Genomic DNA, 20,337 nt, shown 5'->3' with positions numbered 1-20,337 from the left:
CGGCGCAGCCCTCGGGTGGGGGCGGCGAGGCAGACCGGGGCCCGGCCCTCCTGGGTGAGGACCACCGCCAGCCTGGCGTCGTGTTCCACGCCGGGCCGGAAGAACCCGGCGGGCCACAGCGGCGCGGGCACGGTGGTGATCTGCACCCCGGACTGGCCCTGGGAGAGCCGCCGCAGCAGCCGGGCCACGGCCTGGTCGGCGCCCGGGCCCGGCAGCGCGACCGAGGTGCGGTCCCGGGGCAGGCCGCGGTACAGCTCGTCGTCCCGGTCGAGGACGAACACGGCGGCGGGCGTGTTGGTGAGCCGCGCGGTGCCGTCGGCGGCGACCTCGACGAGTTCCTGGAGGGAGCGCGCCGCCTGGATGGTGACGATCATCTCGGACAGCAGGGTCAGCCGTCTGACGAGCGCCTGGTCGTCGGCGCGCAGCCGGGCGGCCCGGACCGCGGCCCGGACGGCCGCCTCGATCTCCTCGGGCTCGGCGGGCACCGTCAGATAAGCCTCGTCGCCCGCGTCGAGCGCCGGACAGCGGTCGCTCGGGGGGACGGCGAGGGCGGAGACGTGCACGACCGGCAGGCCCGCCATGCGCGGCCGTTCCTTGAGCAGCCGGCAGAGTTCGAACCCGCTCATGTCCGGCAGGTGCACGTCGATCAGGGCCACGTCGGGCAGGTTCCCCTTGCGCAGCCGCACGTCGAGCTCGGTGAGCGCCTCGCCGCCACTGCCGACCGAGAGGACCCGATGACCGGCCCGGCTCAGCACACTCTCGACCGCGAACCGGCTCCCGGGCTCGTCGTCCACGAGCAGCACGGTCGCGTGCGTCAGTTTGCCGTTGACGTCCATTTTTCAGACCTGGCCCTTTGACACACCGGTGGGGCAGGCCGGTGTCCGCAGCCCGCCCCACCACGATAATGCGCTTTCAGGATGTCCGGGTGAATACCGCCACAGTGCGTTCCGGAACCACGAAAGTGCCGGTCCCCCTGTCGTACGAAGCGGACTTCACGACGGCGTCCGCGCCCGCCGCCTGCACCGGGTGCAGCCGGTAGCCGGTACCGGCCAGGGCGTCCACCTTCTGCTCCTGACCGCTCGGCGTCGCGTTGAACACGACCACGAGATCACCGAGTTCCATGGTGATCACCCCGGGCGTCTCGTCCTTCCCGGACAGCGGGAACGACAGCTTCGCCTGCACCTGCCCGGCCGTGTCGAGCGAGAACACGCTCTCCGTCGTACGGATCTTCAGCAGGTCCTGATACGCGGCCGAGGCCCCCTCGATCTGCCCGCAGCCCACCTTGACCGAAGTCAACAGGCCTTTGGCGTACGGCCACTTGGACGCGTTGTCGGCCGCCATCGGCAGCCCCCGCCCGAAGCCGTTGCCGTCCGCGCAGTTCCAGTGGATCGCGTTGAACCAGTCCCCGCTGTCGAAGGAGTTGCGGTCCAGGGACTTGGAGCGCAGCAGGTCGGTCCCGGCCTGGGAGAGGGACGGCCCCTGCGACAGGGTGGCGGTCGCCATCGCGAGGACCTGCGTCCGGGCCCGGTCGGCGGCGCTCGTCCCGGCGGGCAGCTTGTACGTCAGCGCGTCGAACAGCGACTCGTTGTCGTGCGCGTCGACATAGGCGAGGGCGTCGCCGGGCGCGTCCGCGTATCCGGCGGCCGTGCCGTTGTAGTCGATCTCGGCGCCGGTGACGTCCTTCCCGTCGGTGTCGGTGAAGCGGTACTTGGCGAGGTTGCCGCTCAGGCCGACCTTGATGAGATCCTGGTAGTGCAGGAGGCGGGCCTTCTGCTCGGCCGAAGTGCCGTTCGCCGTGGAGGAGTTGGGGTCGGTGTAGAGCCCGGACGCGAAGCCCTGGACACCGGGGTCCGCGTCGAAGGGGCTGCCGCCGCGCACCGCGTCACGGGCCCGGTCGGAGAAGGTCGCGATGCCCGTGCCGGCCATGTTCTTCTGCGTGGCCTGCACGAAACGGGCGTCGTCGGCGACCTCGCCGAAGTTCCAGCCCTCGCCGTACATGATGATCTTCTTGCCGTCGACGCCGTCCTTCGCGAGCGTCAGCGCGTCAAGTGCCTTGCGTACGGCGAGGATGTTGGCCTTCGGCTGGTGGCCCATGAGGTCGAAGCGGAAGCCGTCGACCTTGTACTCCTTGGCCCAGGTGACCACGGAGTCGACGACGAGCTTGCCCATCATGGCGTTCTCGGTCGCCGTGTTGGCACAGCAGGTGGAGGTGGCCACGCTGCCGTCGGCCAGCAGCCGCTGGTAGTAGCCGGGCACGATCTTGTCCAGGACCGAGTAGTCCGCCTGCCCGCTGGCCGCCGTGTGGTTGTAGACCACGTCCATGACGACCCGCAGGCCGTCCTCGTTCAGCGACTTGACCATCTTCCGGAACTCGACGGTACGGCCGGTGCCGTCCGGATCGGTGGCGTACGAACCCTCGGGAACCGTGAAGTGGTACGGGTCGTAACCCCAGTTGTAGGCGTCCTTCGCGGCGACGGCCGCCACGCACTCCTGCTGCTGCTCCGAGTCGGCGGCGTAGGAGGCGAGGTCGCAGTCGGTGGTCGACTGCTCGGACTTCTTCTCGGGGATGGTCGCGATGTCGAAGGCGGGCAGCAGATGCACGTACGACGTCCCGGACTTGGCCAGCTCCCGCAGATGCTTGGAGCCGTCGCTGTTCTTGTCGGTGAAGGCGAGATACGTGCCTTGGTCCTTCGCGGGGACCGTCTTGTCCGCGACGGAGAAGTCCCGGATGTGCAGCTCCTGGATCTCGGCGTCCTTCAGCGCCACCGCCTTGGGCTTCTTCAGGCTCGACCAGCCGCTGGGGGCAAGGGACTTGTCGTCGAGGTCGACGACGAGGCTGCGCTCGGAGTCGGCGGTGAGGGCGACCGAGTAGGGGTCGGTGACCTGGTTGGTGACGAGTTTCCGGACCGTCGGCGCCCACACCTTCACGACGTACTGGTACGGCTTGTTCTTCCAGGAGGCCGGACCGGTGACGGACCAGACGCCGGTGGTGGCGTCACGGCTCATCTGCTTCAGCGAGCCGTCCAGATCCAGTTGGACCGACTGGGCCGTCGGCGCCCAAACCGCCAGCGTGGGACGGCCGTTACGGAAGACCGGACCGAGGTCGGCCTTGGTCGCGGCGGCGTACACGTCGTCGAGGACACCGGCGATCTGCACGCCTGTCGCCGCCAACACCGCGCCGTTGACGGCCCGTTGGGAGGCGACGAGCTGACCGGTCAGGGCCTCCCGCACCCGGCCCCGGTCACGCGGATCGACGGACCAGGCCGTGTAGTCCTTCAGATAGGGGAACTCGGCCTTCTGTGCGTCGGTGAGCGTGGTCTTCGACAGCCGCAGCCACCGCTCGTCGTCACTCGTCAGCGTGCCGTCCTTCACGGCGATGGAACCGTCGTGGGAGTACAGGAGTTGGGTGGAGGCAGCCGCGTCGGAGCCGTTCCAGGCGACCGTGTTCCGGTCGATCCAGACCGCCTTGGAGGTGGTCAGGTCGAGGGCCGCCGCGCTGCCCGCGGGCTGCGGCAGGAGGTACTTCTCCTGGCCGTTCAACAGCCACACCTCGTAGCCGTTGGACTTGAGGTCGAGCGACTGGTCGGCGGAGAGGTCCTTCTCGTCGCCCTTGTGGATGATGTAACTGAGGCTGGTGGCACCGGAGTTGAGCGGCACCTCGAAGACGGCGCCGTAGGCGTCGGTCCTCACCGGCTGCAGCGGGCTCGACCAGTCGGTGGGGTTCGCGGCGCCCGTCCAGACGTGCAGGCCCCAGCCGGTGTAGTCGCCGTCCGCGCGGTGGTAGTGGATGACGGCTTTGGCAGTGTCCTGCGCCGGGTAATCGGGCTTCTCCGTCTGTACGGCCTCCTTGCCCTGCTCGATCCAGACCTCGCCGGTCTTGGTGACATCGATCGAACGGTCGGCGGAGACGTCCTTGTTACCGTCCTTGTCGATCACCAGGAAGCCGACGTTCGTCGCGCCGGGCTTCAACTTGACGTAGGCGAAGGCGCCGTAGGCATCACGCCCGATGAACGGGTGGCTGGCCGGCCAGGTGGTCGCCTCACCGTCCGCGAGGTCGCCCCAGGCGTACAGGCCCCAGTTGTCGTAGTCGCCGTCGGTGCGCTTGTAGTGGACGATCGCGTAGTCGCGGGAGGAGGCGGTGGGGATCTCCTCGGCGGGCGGGGTGCCGGAGGTGGAGGCGGCTGTCGCGCTCGCCGTGCGTCCGCTGGAGTCGACCACAACCGCCTTGTACCGCAAGGCTGTTCCGGGCGCCACGGCCTTGCCGATGATCTGGGTGACCTTGTACGGGGCGTGGTCGGCTGAACCGAGCGTCTGCCACTTGCCGTTGCCGGTCTGGGCGGCGAAGACGACCCGGTTGAGCCGGCCGCCGGCGACATCCGCGCTCAGCTCGACGGTGCCGGTGGCTCCGGCGTCCGGGGCCTTGAGGGTGATCGTCGGGTTGCTGGAAGGCCGGGCGAGGGAGCCGGCCGCCTTGAGGACGATCGCGGAACCGGCCGGGACGGTGACGGTGACCTTGTTGTCGGTGCCGCTCGTAGCAGTGGCCGAAGTCCCGTAGATCCCCCGGTACTTCATGTCCGGCGAACCGGTCGCGAAGGTCGCCGTCTGCGCGGTGTCGGCGTTGTTGAGGGCGACGACGTACTCGGCGCCGCCACTGGTCCGGGTGAAGGCGTAGACACCGGCGCCGTCGGCCGCGTAACGCTCGGTCTGCACACCGTCGGTCAGTGCCGGGTTGTCCTTGCGCAGCTTGGAGAGAGCGGCGATCTCCTTGTACAGCGGGGCAGTTGGGTCGTAGGCGTCGCTCGCGGCGGTCCGGTCGGTGCCGATCTCGTCGTCGTCGAGATAGTCGGCGACCTTCGAGGCGAACATCGTCTGGCGGGCGTCCTTGTCGCCGCCGGAGCCGGTGAAGCCCTGTTCGTCGCCGTAGTAGACGACGGGGTTGCCGCGGCTGAGGAACATCAGCTCGTTGGCGAGCCTGTCCTTGGCGAGGAGTTCGGCGTCGGTGGCCTTCGGGTTGTCCTGGTCGAGGAAGTAGCCGATGCGGCCCATGTCGTGGTTGCCGAGGAAGGTGACCTGCTCGTACGCGTTCGCCTTGTCGGTCGTGTACTTGTAGTCGTCGCCGAAGACACTCGCGAGCTTCTGCGCGCTGCCGCCCTGCGAGGCGTAGGAGCGGGCCGCGTCCTGGAAGGGGAAGTCGAGCGTGGCGTCCAGGCGGCCCTGGGTGACGTACGGCGAGGTGACCGACGTGTCGGCGGAGTAGACCTCGCCGAACATGAAGAAGTTCTTCCGGCCGTGCTGGGCCGCGTACTTGTCGAGCGCGGTGGCCCACTGGGTCCAGAAGTCCATGTCGACGTGTTTGACGGTGTCGATGCGGAAGCCGTCGACGTCGAAGTCGCGCACCCACTTCTCGTAGATCTTCTCCATGCCGCTGACGACCTCGGGACGTTCGGTCCACAGGTCGTCGAGGCCGGAGAAGTCGCCGTAGGTGGCGTTCTCGCCGACGTAGGTCGAGTCGCCCCGATTGTGGTACATCGTGGGGTCGTTGAGCCAGGACGGGACCTTCACGTCCGCCTTGTCGGCGGGGACGGTCGGCGTCTTCGGGAAGGAGGAGGTGCTGACGGTGGGGAAGGTCTTCGTGCCGTCCGCGTAGTCGGCGTCGTCGAAGGGCTGCCCGTCCTTGGTGAGGTAGGGGAAGGCGCCCTTGGAGAGGTAGTCGTAAGACTTGCCCTCGTAGTCGACGACGTCGGCGGTGTGGTTGGTGATGACGTCGAAAAAGACCTTCATGCCCTTGGCGTGCGCCTTGGAGATGAGGGTCGCGAGGTCCTTGTTGGTGCCGAAGTGCGGGTCGACCTTCGTGAAGTCCGTTATCCAGTAACCGTGGTAGCCGGCGGAGGCGTCGGACCCCGTCCCCTGCACGGGCTGGTTCTTGAAGATGGGGGCCATCCAGATGGCGGTGGTGCCGAGGCCCTTGATGTAGTCGAGCTTCTTTGTCAGGCCCTTGAGATCGCCGCCCTGATAGAAGCCCTTGTCGGTGGGGTCGTAGCCGGTGCTGAGGCGTGAACCGGTCAGCCCTCCCTGGTCGTTGGAGGTGTCGCCGTTGGCGAACCGGTCCGGCATCACGAAGTAGAACTGCTCGCGGGTGTCGTCGTGCCGGGCGGGCGTGGCCGCCAGCTTCGCGTCGGACGGAGGTGCGGGCGGGGTCGCGGCGTGGGCGGCGAGGGGCTGGAGGAACACTGCCGCGAGGACGGTCGCGGCGAGGGCCGCGATCCATCTCGGGGACGGGGTGCGACGTGCCGTGAGCAGGTTCGGCGAAGTCCGCTGCGGTTCGGCAGCGCCCCGAAGGGGCGCGGGGCCGTATGCATCAGCGGCTCCGCCACGGGGCGCGGCCGGCCACGACCGCGCCGCGGACGACGGACGACGCGTCCCTGCACTTCCAGCGGAGCGCCTCGGCGCCGGCCATCTCGGTATCACAGGCGTGAACTCCTTGCGATTACGGCTCAGTTCGGGTCCGACCCCGGCGAGACCGTATCGCCGACGCAAGGGTTGCAGCAAGGGGCCTGAAAGTCACAGAAAGAACTTTCAGCAGCAACCTTGACGTGCCCTTCTCAACTGGCCCACGCTCACCAGTTGTTGAACGCCGAATCCTCTCTTCCGGAGCCGCAGATGAGCAGATACGGACCATCACGGCGTATGACGAGCGCCATCGCCGCCGGCGCCCTCGCCCTGGCGGGCGTCATCGCACTCCCCGCCGCCACCGCCCACGCGGACACCTCCGCCAAGGGCGACGTCATCGCCAACCTCTGGGAATGGAACTGGGACTCCGTCTCCTCGGAGTGCACCGACGTGCTGGGCCCGGCCGGTTACGGCGCGGTCCAGGTGGCGCCGCCCGCCGAGTCGCTCAAGCAGACCAACTACTACTGGTGGGACGTCTACCAGCCCTACTCGTACAACCTGAACAGCCGCTTCGGTACGGCGGCGCAGTTCGCGAGCATGGTGTCCGCGTGCCACACGGCGGGCGTGAAGGTCTACACGGACGCGGTGATCAACCACACGGCCGCGCAGACCGGCACCGGCTACAACGGCACCACGATCACCAGCAAGTACGACACCCCCGACTGGGACCCCGGCGACTACCACACCTCCGCGGACTGCCCCACCTCCGACCTGACCATCCAGGACTACTCGAACCTCACTCAGGTCCAGAACTGCGAACTCCTGGGCCTGCCCGACCTGAAGACCGGCTCCGACTCGGTCCGCGCGGGCATCGCCAACTTCCTGAACAAGCAACTCGCCCTCGGTGTCGACGGGTTCCGGGTCGACGCGGCCAAGCACATCCCCGAGACCGACCTGGCCGCGATCGAGGGCAAGCTGACGAACACGACGGCGGGTTCGGCGCCGTACGTCTTCCAGGAGATCTACCCGGGCTCGACCCCGCAGCCCAGCGACTACTACGCCTCGGGTGACGTCCTCGACTTCACCTACGCGAGCAAGATGAAGTCGGCGTTCCAGGGCAACGTGAGCGACCTGTCCGCCCTGGAGAGCAGCGGCATCCTCCCGGCCGCCAACTCGGTGTCCTTCGTGACGAACCACGACACCGAACGCAACGGCCTCCACATGAGCTACAAGGACGGCGACACCTACAAGCTCGCCAACCTCTTCCAGCTCGCCTACAAGTGGTCCACCCCGACGGTGTACGCCAGCTGGGAGTGGACGCAGAGCGACCAGGCACCGCCGAACTCGTCCGGCTTCGTCACCAACACGGACTGCTCCAGCGGCAGTTGGTACTGCCTCGACCGGGACACCGGGGTCGTCGGCATGGTGGCCTGGCACAACGCGGTGGACACGGCGGCGGTCTCCAACTGGCAGACCAAGTCGTCGAGCGTGATCGGCTTCGGTCGTAGCGGAGCGGGCTTCTTCGCGCTCAACAACGGTTCCTCGTCGGCGACTTACAGCTTCACGACGGGTATGGCCGACGGCACGTACTCGAACGTCATCGACGGCGGCGCGTCCACGGTCACCGTCTCCGGCGGCAGCGCGTCGATCACCGTCCCGGCGAAGAGCGCGGTCGCGTTCTACAACTCCTCCTACACCTGCACGGTCGGCTGCGACGACACGGGCGGCGGCTCGTCCGGTTCCACGGTGACCGCGACCTTCAACGAGTACGCGTCCACCACGTCCGGTACGAGCGTCTACGTCGTCGGTTCGATCGACGCGCTCGGCGCCTGGGACACGTCGAAGGCGGTCGCGCTGTCCTCGTCCGGGTACCCGGTCTGGTCCGGGGCGGTGAGCGTGCCGACCAACACGTCCTTCACCTTCAAGTACATCAAGAAGGACGCGTCCGGAAACGTCACGTGGGAGTCGAACGCCAACAGAACGGCCACGACGACCAGTTCGGCGGTCTCGCTCAACAACTCCTGGAACGTGGCCGACGCCGACGCCACCGACGTGACCTTCAACGAGTACGCGACCACCACCCTCGGCACCAACGTCTACGTCACCGGCTCCATCGCCTCGCTCGGTTCCTGGAACACGAGCGACGCGATCCCGCTGTCCTCGGCGTCGTACCCGACGTGGAGCAAGCTCGTCATCGTCCCCAAGAGCACGGCCTTCACCTACAAGTACATCAAGAAGGACAGCTCGGGGACCGTGACCTGGGAGTCCGGCACGAACCGCTCGTACACGACGGGCACCTCGTCCGGCTACACGGCGAGCGACACCTGGAAATAGGCCTTTCCGAGATCTCCCTCCATCTCCTGCGAACAAATCCGCCGTGCCGCGCATCGGACCTTGTGCAGGGCACCAGAGGACGGCACAGGGCGCACACCGCGGCCCGCGCCGCGGAGCAGGAGTGGAGCACCATCACCGTGAACCAGCAGCAGAACACCACCGCCCAGGCCGGTACCACCAAGCCCCGGCACCGCGCCGACCGCCGTTTCGGGCGTACGGTGGTCGGTCTGGCCGCCGTCGCCGGGCTGGGGCTCGCGGCCTGGGCGAGCACCGCCAACGCCGCGACCTCCAGCACCGCGAGGGCGACGCCGACCTGCTCCGCCGCCGCGCTCAAGGTCACCTTCGGCCGACAGCTCGCCGGTGGCATGAACCACCAGGGTGTCGTCATCACGCTGCGCAACCTGAGCGGCAGGACCTGCGCGCTGCGCGGCTACCCCGGCCTGGGCCTGGAGAACTCCGCGCACAGGAAGCTCACGGCCCACACCCACTGGGGCAACACCTGGTACGCGCACAACCCCGGGAAGAAGACCCTCGCCCTCAAGGACGGCCAGAGCGCCGAGGCCGTCGTCGCCTGGACCCACGCCAACACCGCCACCTCGGGCGCGGTCCGCGCCTCCTTCCTGGAGATCACCCCGCCCGGCTCCACCCAGCACAAGACGCTGGCCTTCCCCCAGTGGGTCGACCACGGCGACCTCAGCGTCACCGCGCTGGCCAGGCACATCACCGTCAACTCCTGACCTGCGCGGTCGACGGTCAGACGACGGCCGCCTGAACCGTCAGGGTTCCTTCCGAGGTGTCGATCGTGGCCCGGGTGCCCAGCGGGACGGTCGGCGGGTGCGGGCCGTGGCCGGCCGGGAGCCCGCCGAGGACGGGAACGCCAAGGCGGGTCAGCCGGTCACGCAGGATGTCCGCGATGCCCCATCCCCCGAGGGTCGCGTCGTCGGCATCCTGCTCGAAGCCGAGGAACTGGCCGAGCGCGACACCGCGCAACCCGTCCAGCGCCCCGGCCCGGGCCAGCTGGGTCAGCGCGCGGTCGACCTCCCCGAGCCCCGTACCCCTCTTGTGTTCGAGAAAGAGGATCGCCCCCTTGAGGCTCGGCAGACCGGCGCCGGCCTCGGTGCGGACCGCGTCGAGGTTGCCGCCGACGAGGACACCGGTCGCGGTGCCCTCGACGGTGACCGCCGCAGTGGCCTGGCCCGCGTCCCGGTGGATGACGACGGGATCGGTGGTCATCAGCGCGCGGCGGACGGCGTCGGCCGACTCGGGCCCGCACCATGCGTCGCTCGCGTTGGGGAAGGGCCCGTGCAGGCAGGCCAGGCGGCAGCGGGCCCACAGGGCGAGATGGAGGTGGGTGATATCGCTGAAGCCGACCACCGGTTTCGGGTCATGGCACAGCGCGTCGGTGTCGAGGTCGTCGACGATGCGGTAGGTGCCCTTGCCGCCCATGGCGGCGAACACCGCGCGGATACCCGGGTCGTTGAACGCGGAGTTCAGATCGCAGAGGCGGTCCTCGTCCCGGCCGGCCATGTATCCCCACCGGTCGAAGACATGCTCACCCACCTCGGGCCGAAGCCCCCAGGACGTCAACTGCTCGACGCCGCGGGCGACATGCTCCCGGCCGGGGGGACAGGCCGGAGCGACGATCCGCACCCGGTCGCCCGGCCGCAACCGCGGCGGTCTCAAGGCCGGGAGGTTGCCGGAGGTGTCCATACGGCGATCTTCCTACATACGCGGGGCCGGAACTCCCGCACCCCTCACGGGAGTTCCGGCCCCGCTCCGCTCAGCAGCTCGTCTTGCCCGTGTAGATCGCCAGGGCCGTGTTGGAGGCCAGGGTGGCGGTGAACTGCCCGCTGGAGTTCACCGTCACCGACGTGCTGTTCTGGACGTTGCAGTACGTGCCCGCGGCCAGCGACGTCTGGTACGTCTGGGTCAGCGAGTACGACTCGTGGTTGATCGCCACATAACCCTTGCTGCCGCGCCCGAAGCCGATCGCGTCGTTGCCGTCGTCCCACCAGTTGGTGAGGGACTGGCCGCTGGTGGCGTTGCGGAAGGCGACCATGGACTTGATCTCCGGCCAGGCGTGCTGGCACTTCCAGCCGTCCTGCCAACAGGCCGTCACCGCACCGTTGTTGGGCGGTCCGGCGTCCGTGTCCGACCACTCGTAGCCGGAGTTGATGTCCGGGGCGCCGTAGGGGTAGGCGAGCATGAAGACGTTGGCCAGCGTGTAGTTGGCGCCGTCCTTGTAGTTGAGGGTGGAGCCGTTGCGCTCGGTGTCGTGGTTGTCGACGAAGACACCGGCGACCGAGCTGCTCATGTACCCCCAGCCCTCCCCGTAGTTCTTCAGGTAGGCGAGGTTCTCGTTGTTGAAGACCCGCTTGAGGTCGTAGGCGTAGCGGAACTCCTGGACGTCCCCGTTGCCGGTGTACTCGGTGGGCTGGACGGCCTCTCCGCTGCCGTAGATGACCTCCTGCTTCCAGTACACGGAGGGGTTGCTCAGCCGGGACTTGATGTTCGCGAGGTCGGTCGCCGGGATGTGCTTGGCCGCGTCGATGCGGAAGCCGTCGGCGCCGTAGCCGAGGAGGGTGTTCATGTAGCCGGCGATGGTGGCGCGGACGTACTCCTCGCCGGTGTCCAGGTCGGCGAGGCCCACGAGTTCGCAGTTCTGCACGTTGGCGCGGTTGGTGTAGTCGCTGACCGTCGACGTGCAGTCGTCCATGTCGTACGACGAGTACAGGCCGGGGTAGTTGTACTTCGTGTACGACGAGCCGCCGGTGCCGGTGCCGCTGCCCGCCGACATGTGGTTGATGACGGTGTCGACGACGACCTTCACACCCGCTGTGTGACACGTGCTGATCATGTTCTGGAAGGCGGTCGCGTCGCCGAGCCGCCCGGCGATCTTGTAGCTCACCGGCTGGTACGACGTCCACCACTGGGAGCCCTGTATGTGCTCGGCGGGCGGGGAGACCTGGACGTAGCCGTAGCCGGCGGGGCCGAGGGTGTTGGTGCACTCCTTGGCGACCGAGGCGAAGTTCCACTCGAAGAGGACGGCGGTGACGTCCTTGGTGCCGGGCGGGGAGGCGTGTGCGGTACCGGGGACCAGGAGCGCCGTCGCGGCGGCGAGGGCGAACGTTCCTGCAAGTGATCTGCTGCTGGCCATGTGGGGTTCCTTCTCCGTTGAAGGTTCTTGAATGTTCTTGCTGAAATCCCGTGGAAATCTTGCGGTGGCCAGATGTTAAAGGCCCGCCACCCAAAAGGGCAGCGGGCCGTGTGAAGTTGCTGCAAGAACTTTCGGCCTAGGGGGTGGTGGTCCACCAGACCGTCGTGTCGGCGGGCAGCTTCGCCTCGCCGTCCGCCTCGGTCACCTCACCGCTGGCGAGCAGGAGACGACCGTACGCCGACGTCGTCACCGACTCCCCACCCGTGTTCGCGACACACACGAACTCCCCCCGCCGGAAGGCGAGTACGCCCTCGGGCGCCCGCAGCCACTCCACCGAGTCGCCCGCGCCGAGATCGGGCTGGGTACGGCGGGCGGCGAGCGCGGCCCGGTACAGCTCAAGCGTCGAGCCGGCCGTCCCCGTCTGTGCCTCGATGCTCAACTCGCCCCAGCCGTCCGGCTGCGGCAGCCAACTCCCGCCGTTCCCGAAGCCGTACGACGATCCGTCGCGCGTCCACGGGATCGGCACCCGGCACCCGTCACGGAAGCCGTCCTGGCCCTCACCCCGGAAGTACGCCGGATCCTGGCGCACCTCGTCCGGGAGGTCGACGACGTCCGGGAGACCGAGTTCCTCGCCCTGGTAGATGTACGCCGATCCCGGCAGCGCCAGCATCAGCAGCGAGGCGGCGCGGGCGCGGCGCAAGCCCAACTCCCGGTCCCCCGCCGTGCGGATCTGGGTGCCGAGGCCGGGCGGGTTGGCGAAGCGGGTGGCGTGCCGGGTGACGTCGTGGTTGGACAGCACCCAGGTGGCGGGGGCGCCGACCGGCCGCATGGCCTCCAGCGTCCGGTCGATGACCGTACGGAGTTCCTTCGCGTCCCAATCCGTCGACAGGTACTGGAAGTTGAAGGCCTGGTGGAGCTCGTCCGGACGCACGTAGTTGGCCGTCCGCTCCACCGTCGGGGTCCACGCCTCGGCGACGAAGATGCGCCCGCCCGTCTCCCGCCCCCGCCCTTCCAAGGAAGGCCCTTCGGGCCCCAACTTATTGCCCGCGTACTCGTCGAGGACCGTGCGCCACTGACGGTAGATGTCGTGCACGCCGTCCTGGTCGAAGAACGGCATGACATCGTTGCCCAGCAGCTTGAGCTGTTCGTGCGAGCCGAGGTCGGGCAGACCCTCCGCCTTCACCAGCCCGTGGGCGACGTCGATACGGAAACCGTCGACGCCGATGTCGAGCCAGAAGCGGAGTACCGACCGGAACTCGTCGCCCACCGCCGGGTGTTCCCAGTTGAAGTCGGGCTGCTCGGGGGCGAAGAGGTGCAAGTACCACTCCCCGTCCTCGACTTGGGTCCAGGCCGGCCCGCCGAAGATGGACTCCCAGTCGTTGGGCGGGAGTTCGCCGTGCTCGCCCTTGCCGGGGCGGAAGTGATAGCGCTCCCGCAGCGGCGAGCCGGGCCCTTCCCGCAACGCCCGCTTGAACCACTCGTGTTGGTCCGAGGAGTGGTTGGGGACCAGGTCGACGATGATGCGCAGACCGAGGCCGTGGGCGTCACGGATCAGGGCGTCGGCGTCGAGCAGGTTGCCGAACATCGGGTCCACGGCACGGTAGTCGGCGACGTCGTAGCCGGCGTCCGCCTGCGGGGAGGCGTAGAACGGGCTGAGCCAGACGGCGTCGACGCCGAGGTCACGCAGATACGGGAGTCGGGCGCGTACGCCCTCCAGATCACCCATGCCGTCACCGTTGCTGTCGGCGAAGCTGCGCGGATAGACCTGGTAGATCACCGCGTCCCTCCACCAGTCGCCGCGCTTGGCTTTGGCGGGGTTCGGTGCCGGGGCGATTGCGGAGTGCTGCTGGGTCATGGCGTCCTTGGTGCGTAACGGGGTTGTGGTCATGGGGAGTTGATGACGAGGCGGCCGTGGTGATAGCGGGGTCGGATGAACACCACGACCGCCCCGGGTTGGGGGGTTTGGGGGCGGGCCCCCAAAAGGGGCGCGGGGAACTGCGCGACCAGCCACGACGGCGCCGCAGCCGACAACGAACCCGTCGTCAGCCCTTCGTGCCACCCGCGGTAAGCCCTGTGACCAAGTTCTTCTGCACGAGATAGAAGAACGCGGCCACAGGTATCGCGATCAGCACAGCAGTCGCAGCCATCAGGTTCCGCTGCGCATCGTGCTCGCTCACGAACGTCTGAAGCCCCACCGCGAACGTGTACTTCGTGTCGGACAGCATGAACGTCGAGGCGAAGGCAACCTCGCCGAAAGCCGTGAGGAAGCTGTAGAACGCGGCGACCGCCAGCCCCGGCTTGGCGAGCGGCAGGATCAGTCGCGCGAACGTGCCGAAGGGGTTCAGCCCGTCGACGCGTCCGGCCTCGTCGATCTCGAACGGGATCGTGTCGAAGTAGCCCTTGAGCAGCCAGGCGCAATACGGCACCGCCGTCGAGCAGTAGACGAGGATGAGACCAAGGTAGCTGTCGATGAGCTGCAGATCGGCCAGAATCTGGTACATCGGCACGATGAGTACCGCTATCGGGAACATCTGGGTGACCAGGAGCACCCACATGAACTTGCGGTAGCCGGGGAAGCGCATGCGCGAGACGGCGTAGCCGGTGCTGGCCGCGATGGTCACACCGATGACCGTGGTGCCGAGCGAGACGATCAGTGAGCTCTTCAACCAGTCGAAGAACTCGGTGTGTTGGAGCACGAACGAGTAGTTGCCGAGCGTCATCTTCTTCCAGATGCCGGCCGGGTGAAGGTAGTCGTCCGAGTCCGGGCCGAGGGAGAGGAAGACCAGCCAGGCGATCGGGAAGAGGGCGATCAGGCTCGCGACGATCAGGATGCCGTGCGAGGTGAGGGAGCCGGCCCGGCTCAACTCGCCCCGGCGGCGCGTCCGGTGGGGTGTGGTCGTGGTGCTCATGGGGACTCCTGCCTCAGATCGCGAGCTGTTGGTCGTTGCGGTTCAGCCAGCGGCGGTAGAAGGAGGTGAAGACGATCAGGATGGCCAGCAGCAGGATGCCGTAGGCGGCCGACTGGGCGAAGTCGCGCGGCTGTTGGCCGAAGCCGAGGTAGTACGACCAGGTGACGAGGATCGAGGCGTCGGGGGCCGTGTTGCCGAACAGCAGGAAGATGACGGCGAACTGGTTGAACGTCCAGATGACGCCGAGGAGTACGACGGTGGAGCTGACCGACCTCAGGCCCGGCAGGGTGACGTAGCGGAAGCGCTGCCAGGCGCTCGCGCCGTCCATCTCGGCAGCCTCGTAGAGCGAGGCGTCGATGGACTGCAGTCCGCCGAGCATCGAGACCATCATGAAGGGCACACCGCACCAGGTGTTGACCATGATCGCGGCGGTCCGCTGCCAGAACGTGCTTTCCAGCCAGTCGGGTTGGGGCAGGTGCAGGGTGTGCAGCGCGGTGTTGATGATGCCGCCGTCGGCGAGCATGAAGCGCCAGCCGAACACGGTGACGAAGGTGGGGACGGCCCACGGCAGGATCAGGATGAGCCGGTACAGGGTGCGTCCGCGCAGCTTCTGGTTGAGCAGCAGGGCGAGCGCGAGGCCGATCGTGTAGTGCAGGGTGACGCAGACCGCGGTCCAGACGATCGTCCAGATGAAGTGCGACCAGAAGCGGTCGTACGACGTCGGGCCGAACAGGATGTCCTTGTAGTTGTCGAGCCCGATGAACTTGTAGGTGGCGTCGATGTGGTTGACGCCGATCGTGCGCGCGGTGTTGAGGCTGTTGGCGTCGGTGAGCGTCAGGTACAGGCCGTACACCAGGGGGTAGAGCACGAGGACGCCGAGCACGACGACCACGGGGATGATCATCGCGTACGCGTACCAGTGCTTCTGGTAGCCGGACTTGAGGCGCCCGCCGAGCCCGGGGCGGGGTGCGCGGTCACCGTGGCGCTTGCCGGTCGCGCGGTCGATGGCGACTGTCATGGTTCGTTCGACACCTTCTGGAAGGTCAGGAGTTGGGCCGGTACGCAGGCCGATGGCCGCCGGATCCGTCCCCCACGGCTGTTACTTGCGGATCCGGCGGCCATGCGGGGCTACTTGCTGAAGTCCGGGACCAGCTTCTGGATCGCGAGTTCGGCGTTGCTCAGGCCCTTGGTGAGGGACTCCTTGCCACCGGCGATCTTGGGCAGCTCGGTGTCCAGCGGACCCCACAGGGAGCTGTACTCGGCGAGCGCCGGGCGCGGCTGGGCGGCACCGAGGACGCTCTGGAAGCCGGCGATGCCCGGGTCGGCCTTGACGGCGGCGGTGTAGGCGTCGTCGCGGGTCGGCAGCGTCGAGTTCTTCAGCGCGATCGTCGACTGGGAGGCGGCGGAGGTCATGAAGTTGAGGAACTTCAGGGACGCCTTCTGGTGCGCGGAGTCCGAGCCGGCGTAGACCGAGAGGTTGTGACCGCCGGTCGGGGCACCGGACTTGCCGGTGGAGCCGGCCGGGATCTGGGCGATGCCGAGGTTGGACTTGTCCTTGAAGGCCGAGCCCTTGTAGAAGTTCGTGATCTCCCAGGGGCCCTGGATGATCGAGGCGACCTGGCCGTTGACGAACGCGTCCTGGATGTGGGCGTAGGCGTCGGCGGTGGTGTCGGCGTCGTGCAGGCCCTGGCCGGTGAAGAGGCTGAGCCAGGTGCCGTAGGCCTTCTGCGCGGCGGCGGAGTTCACGGTGATCTTCTTGGCGGCGGCGTCGACGGTGTCGGTGCCCTCGCCGTAGAGGAAGGTCTGCGCGTAGTAGGCCTGGGTGGAGCCCCAGTAGCCGTACACGTCCTCCTTGGCGTCGATCTTGGAGGCGTCGGCCTTCAACTCGTCCCAGGTGGTGGGCGGTGTGGTGATGCCGGCCTTCGCGAAGATCGCCTTGTTGTAGACGAGGGCGAGGGTGTCGGTGACCAGCGGCACGCCGTACGTCTTGCCGTCGTACTGGGCCTGCGTGATCAGGTTCTGCTTGAACTTGGCCTGGTCGGCGAGGGCTTCGGTGCCGTCGAGCGGCAGGAAGTAGCCCTTCTTCGCGAAGGCGGGTGTCCAGCCGACCTCCGAACGCAGCACGTCCGGGGCGCCCTTGGAGCCGGCGGCGGTGTCGAACTTGTTCTGCGCCTGGTCGAAGGGCACGTTGACGTACTTGACCTTGATGTTCTTGTTGGCGGCCTCGAACTTGGCGACCAGGGCCTTGTACGTCGGTGCCTCATTGGTGGCGTTGGAGGTGTCCCACCAGGTGATGGTGACCGGCCCGTCCGCCTTGCCGCTGTCACTGTCACTGCCGCCGCAGGCCGTCGCCGCGAGGGCGAGGGACGCCACCAGAGCGGTGGCCGCTATGCCACGCCGCATGAGTTCTCCTTGAGGGTGAAAGCCCGTGTGCCGCAGGGGGCGGGCCCGTCCGCCGCCCCTGCCACTTGCCGACCGCTCCTTCGCCGCCGCCGGGCGTCGCCGAACGTAACAGCGATGAAAGCGTTGCGAAAGTCCTTGCTGCAAAAAACTGCAAGACGGCCCGAGAGTTACCCGCCCGTGACCTCTCCTCGATCCGGGTGAAACCGAGTATTGATGCGGCTCAGCGGGCGATGAGACACTTGTGCAAGACTCTGCAATCTCTTGCCGCACGCCGTATGCCGACCAGAAGCCGACCAGAACACGAGGGAACGCGATGACGCAGCAACCCGCAGCGCGCCGACGGCCGGTACAGTCCACTCCCGCGCCCACACGGCTTGCCGACATCGCCGCCCAGGCGGGGGTGAGCGAGGCGACCGTCAGCCGCGTCCTCAACGGCAAGCCGGGCGTCGCCGCCACCACCCGCCAGTCCGTCCTCGCCGCGCTCGACGTGCTCGGCTACGAGCGTCCGGTGCGACTGCGGCAGCGTAGCGAGGGCCTGGTCGGTCTCATAACGCCGGAGCTGGAGAACCCGATATTCCCCGCCCTGGCGCAGGTCATAGGGCAGGCGCTGACGCGGCAGGGCTACACCCCGGTGCTCGCCACCCAGACCCCGGGCGGGTCGACGGAGGACGAGCTGACCGAGATGCTCGTCGACCGCGGGGTGGCCGGCATCATCTTCGTCTCCGGACTGCATGCGGACACCTCCGCGGACATGCAGCGCTACGAGCAACTCCGGGCGCAGGGCGTGCCGTTCGTCCTCGTGGACGGCTTCTCGCCCAAGGTGCAGGCGCCGTTCATCTCGCCGGACGACCGCGCGGCGATGACCCTCGCCGTCACCCACCTCGTCTCCCTCGGCCACACCCGCATCGGCCTGGCACTGGGCCCCAAGCGCTTCGTACCCGTACAACGCAAGATCGAGGGCTTCGTCCGCACGATGCAGGACCAACTGGCCCTGACCGCCGAGGACGTGGAGACCCGGCTCGTCCAGCACTCGCTGTACACGCTGGAGGGCGGGCAGGCCGCCGCCGCAGCGCTGATCGACCGCGACTGTACGGCGATCGTGTGCGCGAGCGACATGATGGCGCTCGGCGCGATACGGGCGGCCCGGCAGCGGGGTCTTCGGGTGCCCACGGACGTCTCGGTGGTGGGCTTCGACGACTCCCCGCTGATCGCGTTCACCGACCCGCCGCTGACCACGATCCGTAAGCCGGTGCCGGCGATGGGACAGGCGGCGGTGCGGACGTTGCTGGAGGAGATCGGCGGGACCCCCGCGCCGCACAGTGAGTTCGTGTTCATGCCGGAACTGGTGGTGCGGGGTTCGACGGCTTCGGCGCCTGGGGAGCGGAATCGTCCCTAAGGGGGAGAAAACGCGGCGGCTTGCCCTGCGCTGGTAGTAGTACGGGGACTCTTCTCGTCGTAGAACATGCGAGCCGGACCCGACCAGGGGATGATCGGTCGCGGAAGCCTTTTCTGGCAGACTTCGTGTCTATGGGTGAGACCACCGTGACGACATTGGAAGGCCGTGAAGAAGCCGTTCCGAGCCCCGTCGCGGACGCCGCGGGGCAGGGTTTTCTGCGCCGGTTGCGGACTCCGCGCCGGCCCCGGCTGTGGTTTGAGATCCTGCTGATCGCGGTGAGTTACTGGACGTACTCACAGATCCGCAACGCGGTTCCGGAACAGCGGACCGAGGCACTGCGCAACGCCGACTGGATCTGGCGGGTGGAGAACGACCTCGGCATCGCCGTCGAGCAGTCGGTCAACCACGCGGTGAACTCGGTGACTTGGCTGATCGTCGGCATGAACTACTACTACGCGACACTGCACTTCGTGGTGACGCTGGGTGTCCTGGTGTGGCTGTACCGCAGTCATCCCGGCCGGTACGCGGCGACCCGTCTCGTCCTCTTCGCGACGACGGCCGTGGCCCTGATCGGCTACTACTTCTTCCCGCTGGCCCCGCCCCGCCTGATGAACGGCGGCCACTTCGTCGACACGGTCATGGTCCACCAGACCTGGGGTTCGATGGCCTCCGGCGACCTGAAACACATGTCGAACCAGTACGCCGCGATGCCGTCCATGCACATCGGCTGGTCCCTGTGGTGCGGCCTGACGATCTTCGCCCTGGCGAAACTCCCCTGGGTCCGCGTCCTGGGCCTCCTCTACCCGGCGGCGACCCTCATGGTCATCGTCTCCACGGCCAACCACTTCTGGCTCGACGCGGTCGGCGGCATGCTCTGCCTGGCCTTCGGCTTCACGGTCTCCCGCCTCTGGTACGGCGCGTTCCCGTACGCCCTGCCGAGGACGGTGGCGGTACGGGGAGCGGACGGCCTCTGGCTGCCCACGAAGGCCTAATCCAGGGTTGTGATCGCCCCGGTCCCCTCGGTCGCCCCGGTCGCCGCGTCCCGCAGCGCCCGTAGAAACGCCCGCAGGGCCGGCTGCGGCGGTGCCGTCTCGCGGACCGCCGCATGGATCGTCCGCACCGGCTCCGGATCCCGTACGACCCGTACGACCACGTCCGGGTGGCGGCTGCCCAGCCCCAGCCGGGGAATCAGGGTCACCCCGAGGCCCGCCGCCACGAAACCCTGAGCGGTCACGTAGTCCTCGCTCTGTACCGCGAACCTCGGCCGGAACCCCGCCGCCGCACACGCACCGAGCTGGGCGTCGAGGCACGGCCCCGGCCACTCGCTCCCGACCCACGCCTCCTCGGCCAGCTCCCGCAGCTCCACACTCCGCCGCGCGGCCAGCCGGTGCCCCTTGGGCAGCACGGCGAGATACGGATCATCGAGCAGCTTCACCAGCCGTACGCCGTCTGGAGCGCGGGAGCTGGGGGAGCCGTGGGGACTGCCGGAACCGCCGGAGCCGCCCACCACCAGCGCGACATCCGCCCGCCCCTCCTTCACCTCGGGCAGCGGATCCTCGGGGTCCGTCAGCCTCAACTCCAGCCGGATTCCCGGGTGTTCGGCGCGGAGCCGGGCCACGGCGGGGGCGACCAGGGTGGCGCCCGCGGTGGCGAAGTAGCGGACCGTGAGCCGTCCCGTGCGCCCCGCCACCAGGTCCGCCAATGCCGTCTCCGCCTCGGCGACCTGCCGGCCGATCGCGTCCGCGTAC

Annotated in this window: 13 protein-coding genes; 4 read left to right on the top strand and 9 right to left on the bottom strand. The window is 68.2% G+C overall.

Annotation, left to right across the window (positions count from 1 at the left end; translation table 11 throughout):
* On the bottom strand, positions 1-836 hold an 836-nt coding region (locus R6V09_RS20275; protein ID WP_317882822.1), incomplete at its 3' end, for a response regulator.
* A 76-nt stretch (positions 837-912) separates the two neighbouring features.
* Positions 913-6,300, bottom strand: a complete 5,388-nt coding sequence (gene pulA / locus R6V09_RS20270; RefSeq protein ID WP_442810092.1) for a pullulanase-type alpha-1,6-glucosidase — start codon at positions 6,298-6,300, stop codon at positions 913-915.
* A 387-nt stretch (positions 6,301-6,687) separates the two neighbouring features.
* Between pulA and R6V09_RS20265 the strand changes: the two genes are divergently transcribed.
* Positions 6,688-8,724 (top strand): carbohydrate-binding module family 20 domain-containing protein, encoded by a 2,037-nt coding sequence (locus tag R6V09_RS20265; RefSeq protein ID WP_317882820.1) that lies wholly within the window; start codon positions 6,688-6,690, stop codon positions 8,722-8,724.
* 62 nt (positions 8,725-8,786) lie between these two features.
* The gene (locus R6V09_RS20260) at positions 8,787-9,461 is read left to right on the top strand and encodes a DUF4232 domain-containing protein (protein ID WP_317882819.1); all 675 of its coding nucleotides are present in this window, start codon (positions 8,787-8,789) and stop codon (positions 9,459-9,461) included.
* A 16-nt stretch (positions 9,462-9,477) separates the two neighbouring features.
* Here R6V09_RS20260 and R6V09_RS20255 read toward each other — a convergent pair whose 3' ends face one another.
* From R6V09_RS20255 to R6V09_RS20230, 6 genes are all read right to left on the bottom strand, one after another.
* Positions 9,478-10,434, bottom strand: coding sequence for a S66 peptidase family protein (locus R6V09_RS20255; RefSeq protein ID WP_317882818.1), 957 nt, complete (start codon positions 10,432-10,434; stop codon positions 9,478-9,480).
* A gap of 70 nt (positions 10,435-10,504) precedes the next feature.
* Positions 10,505-11,881, bottom strand: a complete 1,377-nt coding sequence (locus R6V09_RS20250; RefSeq protein WP_317882817.1) for an alpha-amylase — start codon at positions 11,879-11,881, stop codon at positions 10,505-10,507.
* A gap of 136 nt (positions 11,882-12,017) precedes the next feature.
* Positions 12,018-13,736, bottom strand: a complete 1,719-nt coding sequence (locus R6V09_RS20245) for a glycoside hydrolase family 13 protein (RefSeq protein WP_317882823.1) — start codon at positions 13,734-13,736, stop codon at positions 12,018-12,020.
* 187 nt (positions 13,737-13,923) lie between these two features.
* The gene (locus R6V09_RS20240; RefSeq protein ID WP_317882816.1) at positions 13,924-14,790 is read right to left on the bottom strand and encodes a sugar ABC transporter permease; all 867 of its coding nucleotides are present in this window, start codon (positions 14,788-14,790) and stop codon (positions 13,924-13,926) included.
* Between the two features lie 13 nt (positions 14,791-14,803).
* The gene (locus R6V09_RS20235) at positions 14,804-15,808 is read right to left on the bottom strand and encodes a carbohydrate ABC transporter permease (RefSeq protein ID WP_317882815.1); all 1,005 of its coding nucleotides are present in this window, start codon (positions 15,806-15,808) and stop codon (positions 14,804-14,806) included.
* Between the two features lie 110 nt (positions 15,809-15,918).
* Entirely contained in the window at positions 15,919-17,193 is a 1,275-nt protein-coding gene (locus tag R6V09_RS20230; RefSeq protein ID WP_317882814.1) for an extracellular solute-binding protein, read from the bottom strand.
* 313 nt (positions 17,194-17,506) lie between these two features.
* Here R6V09_RS20230 and R6V09_RS20225 point away from each other — a divergent pair, with 313 nt between their 5' ends.
* Together R6V09_RS20225 and R6V09_RS20220 are read left to right on the top strand one after the other, a co-directional pair.
* A complete protein-coding gene (locus R6V09_RS20225) occupies positions 17,507-18,589 on the top strand; it encodes a LacI family DNA-binding transcriptional regulator (RefSeq protein ID WP_317882813.1) in 1,083 nt (360 codons plus the stop codon).
* A gap of 131 nt (positions 18,590-18,720) precedes the next feature.
* Complete coding sequence (locus R6V09_RS20220; protein WP_317882812.1) at positions 18,721-19,581, top strand: phosphatase PAP2 family protein; 861 nt, start codon at positions 18,721-18,723, stop codon at positions 19,579-19,581.
* On the opposite strand, the gene R6V09_RS20215 is transcribed toward R6V09_RS20220, so the two are convergent.
* On the bottom strand, positions 19,578-20,337 hold a 760-nt coding region (locus R6V09_RS20215; RefSeq protein WP_317882811.1), incomplete at its 5' end, for a LysR substrate-binding domain-containing protein. The two genes, R6V09_RS20220 and R6V09_RS20215, sit on opposite strands and share 4 nt — an antisense overlap.

The organism is Streptomyces sp. W16, assembly GCF_033194735.1.
Taxonomy (GTDB): domain Bacteria; phylum Actinomycetota; class Actinomycetes; order Streptomycetales; family Streptomycetaceae; genus Streptomyces.
The sequence above is the reverse complement of the archived record's forward strand: the minus strand, read 5'-3'. Positions and strand labels throughout refer to the sequence as shown.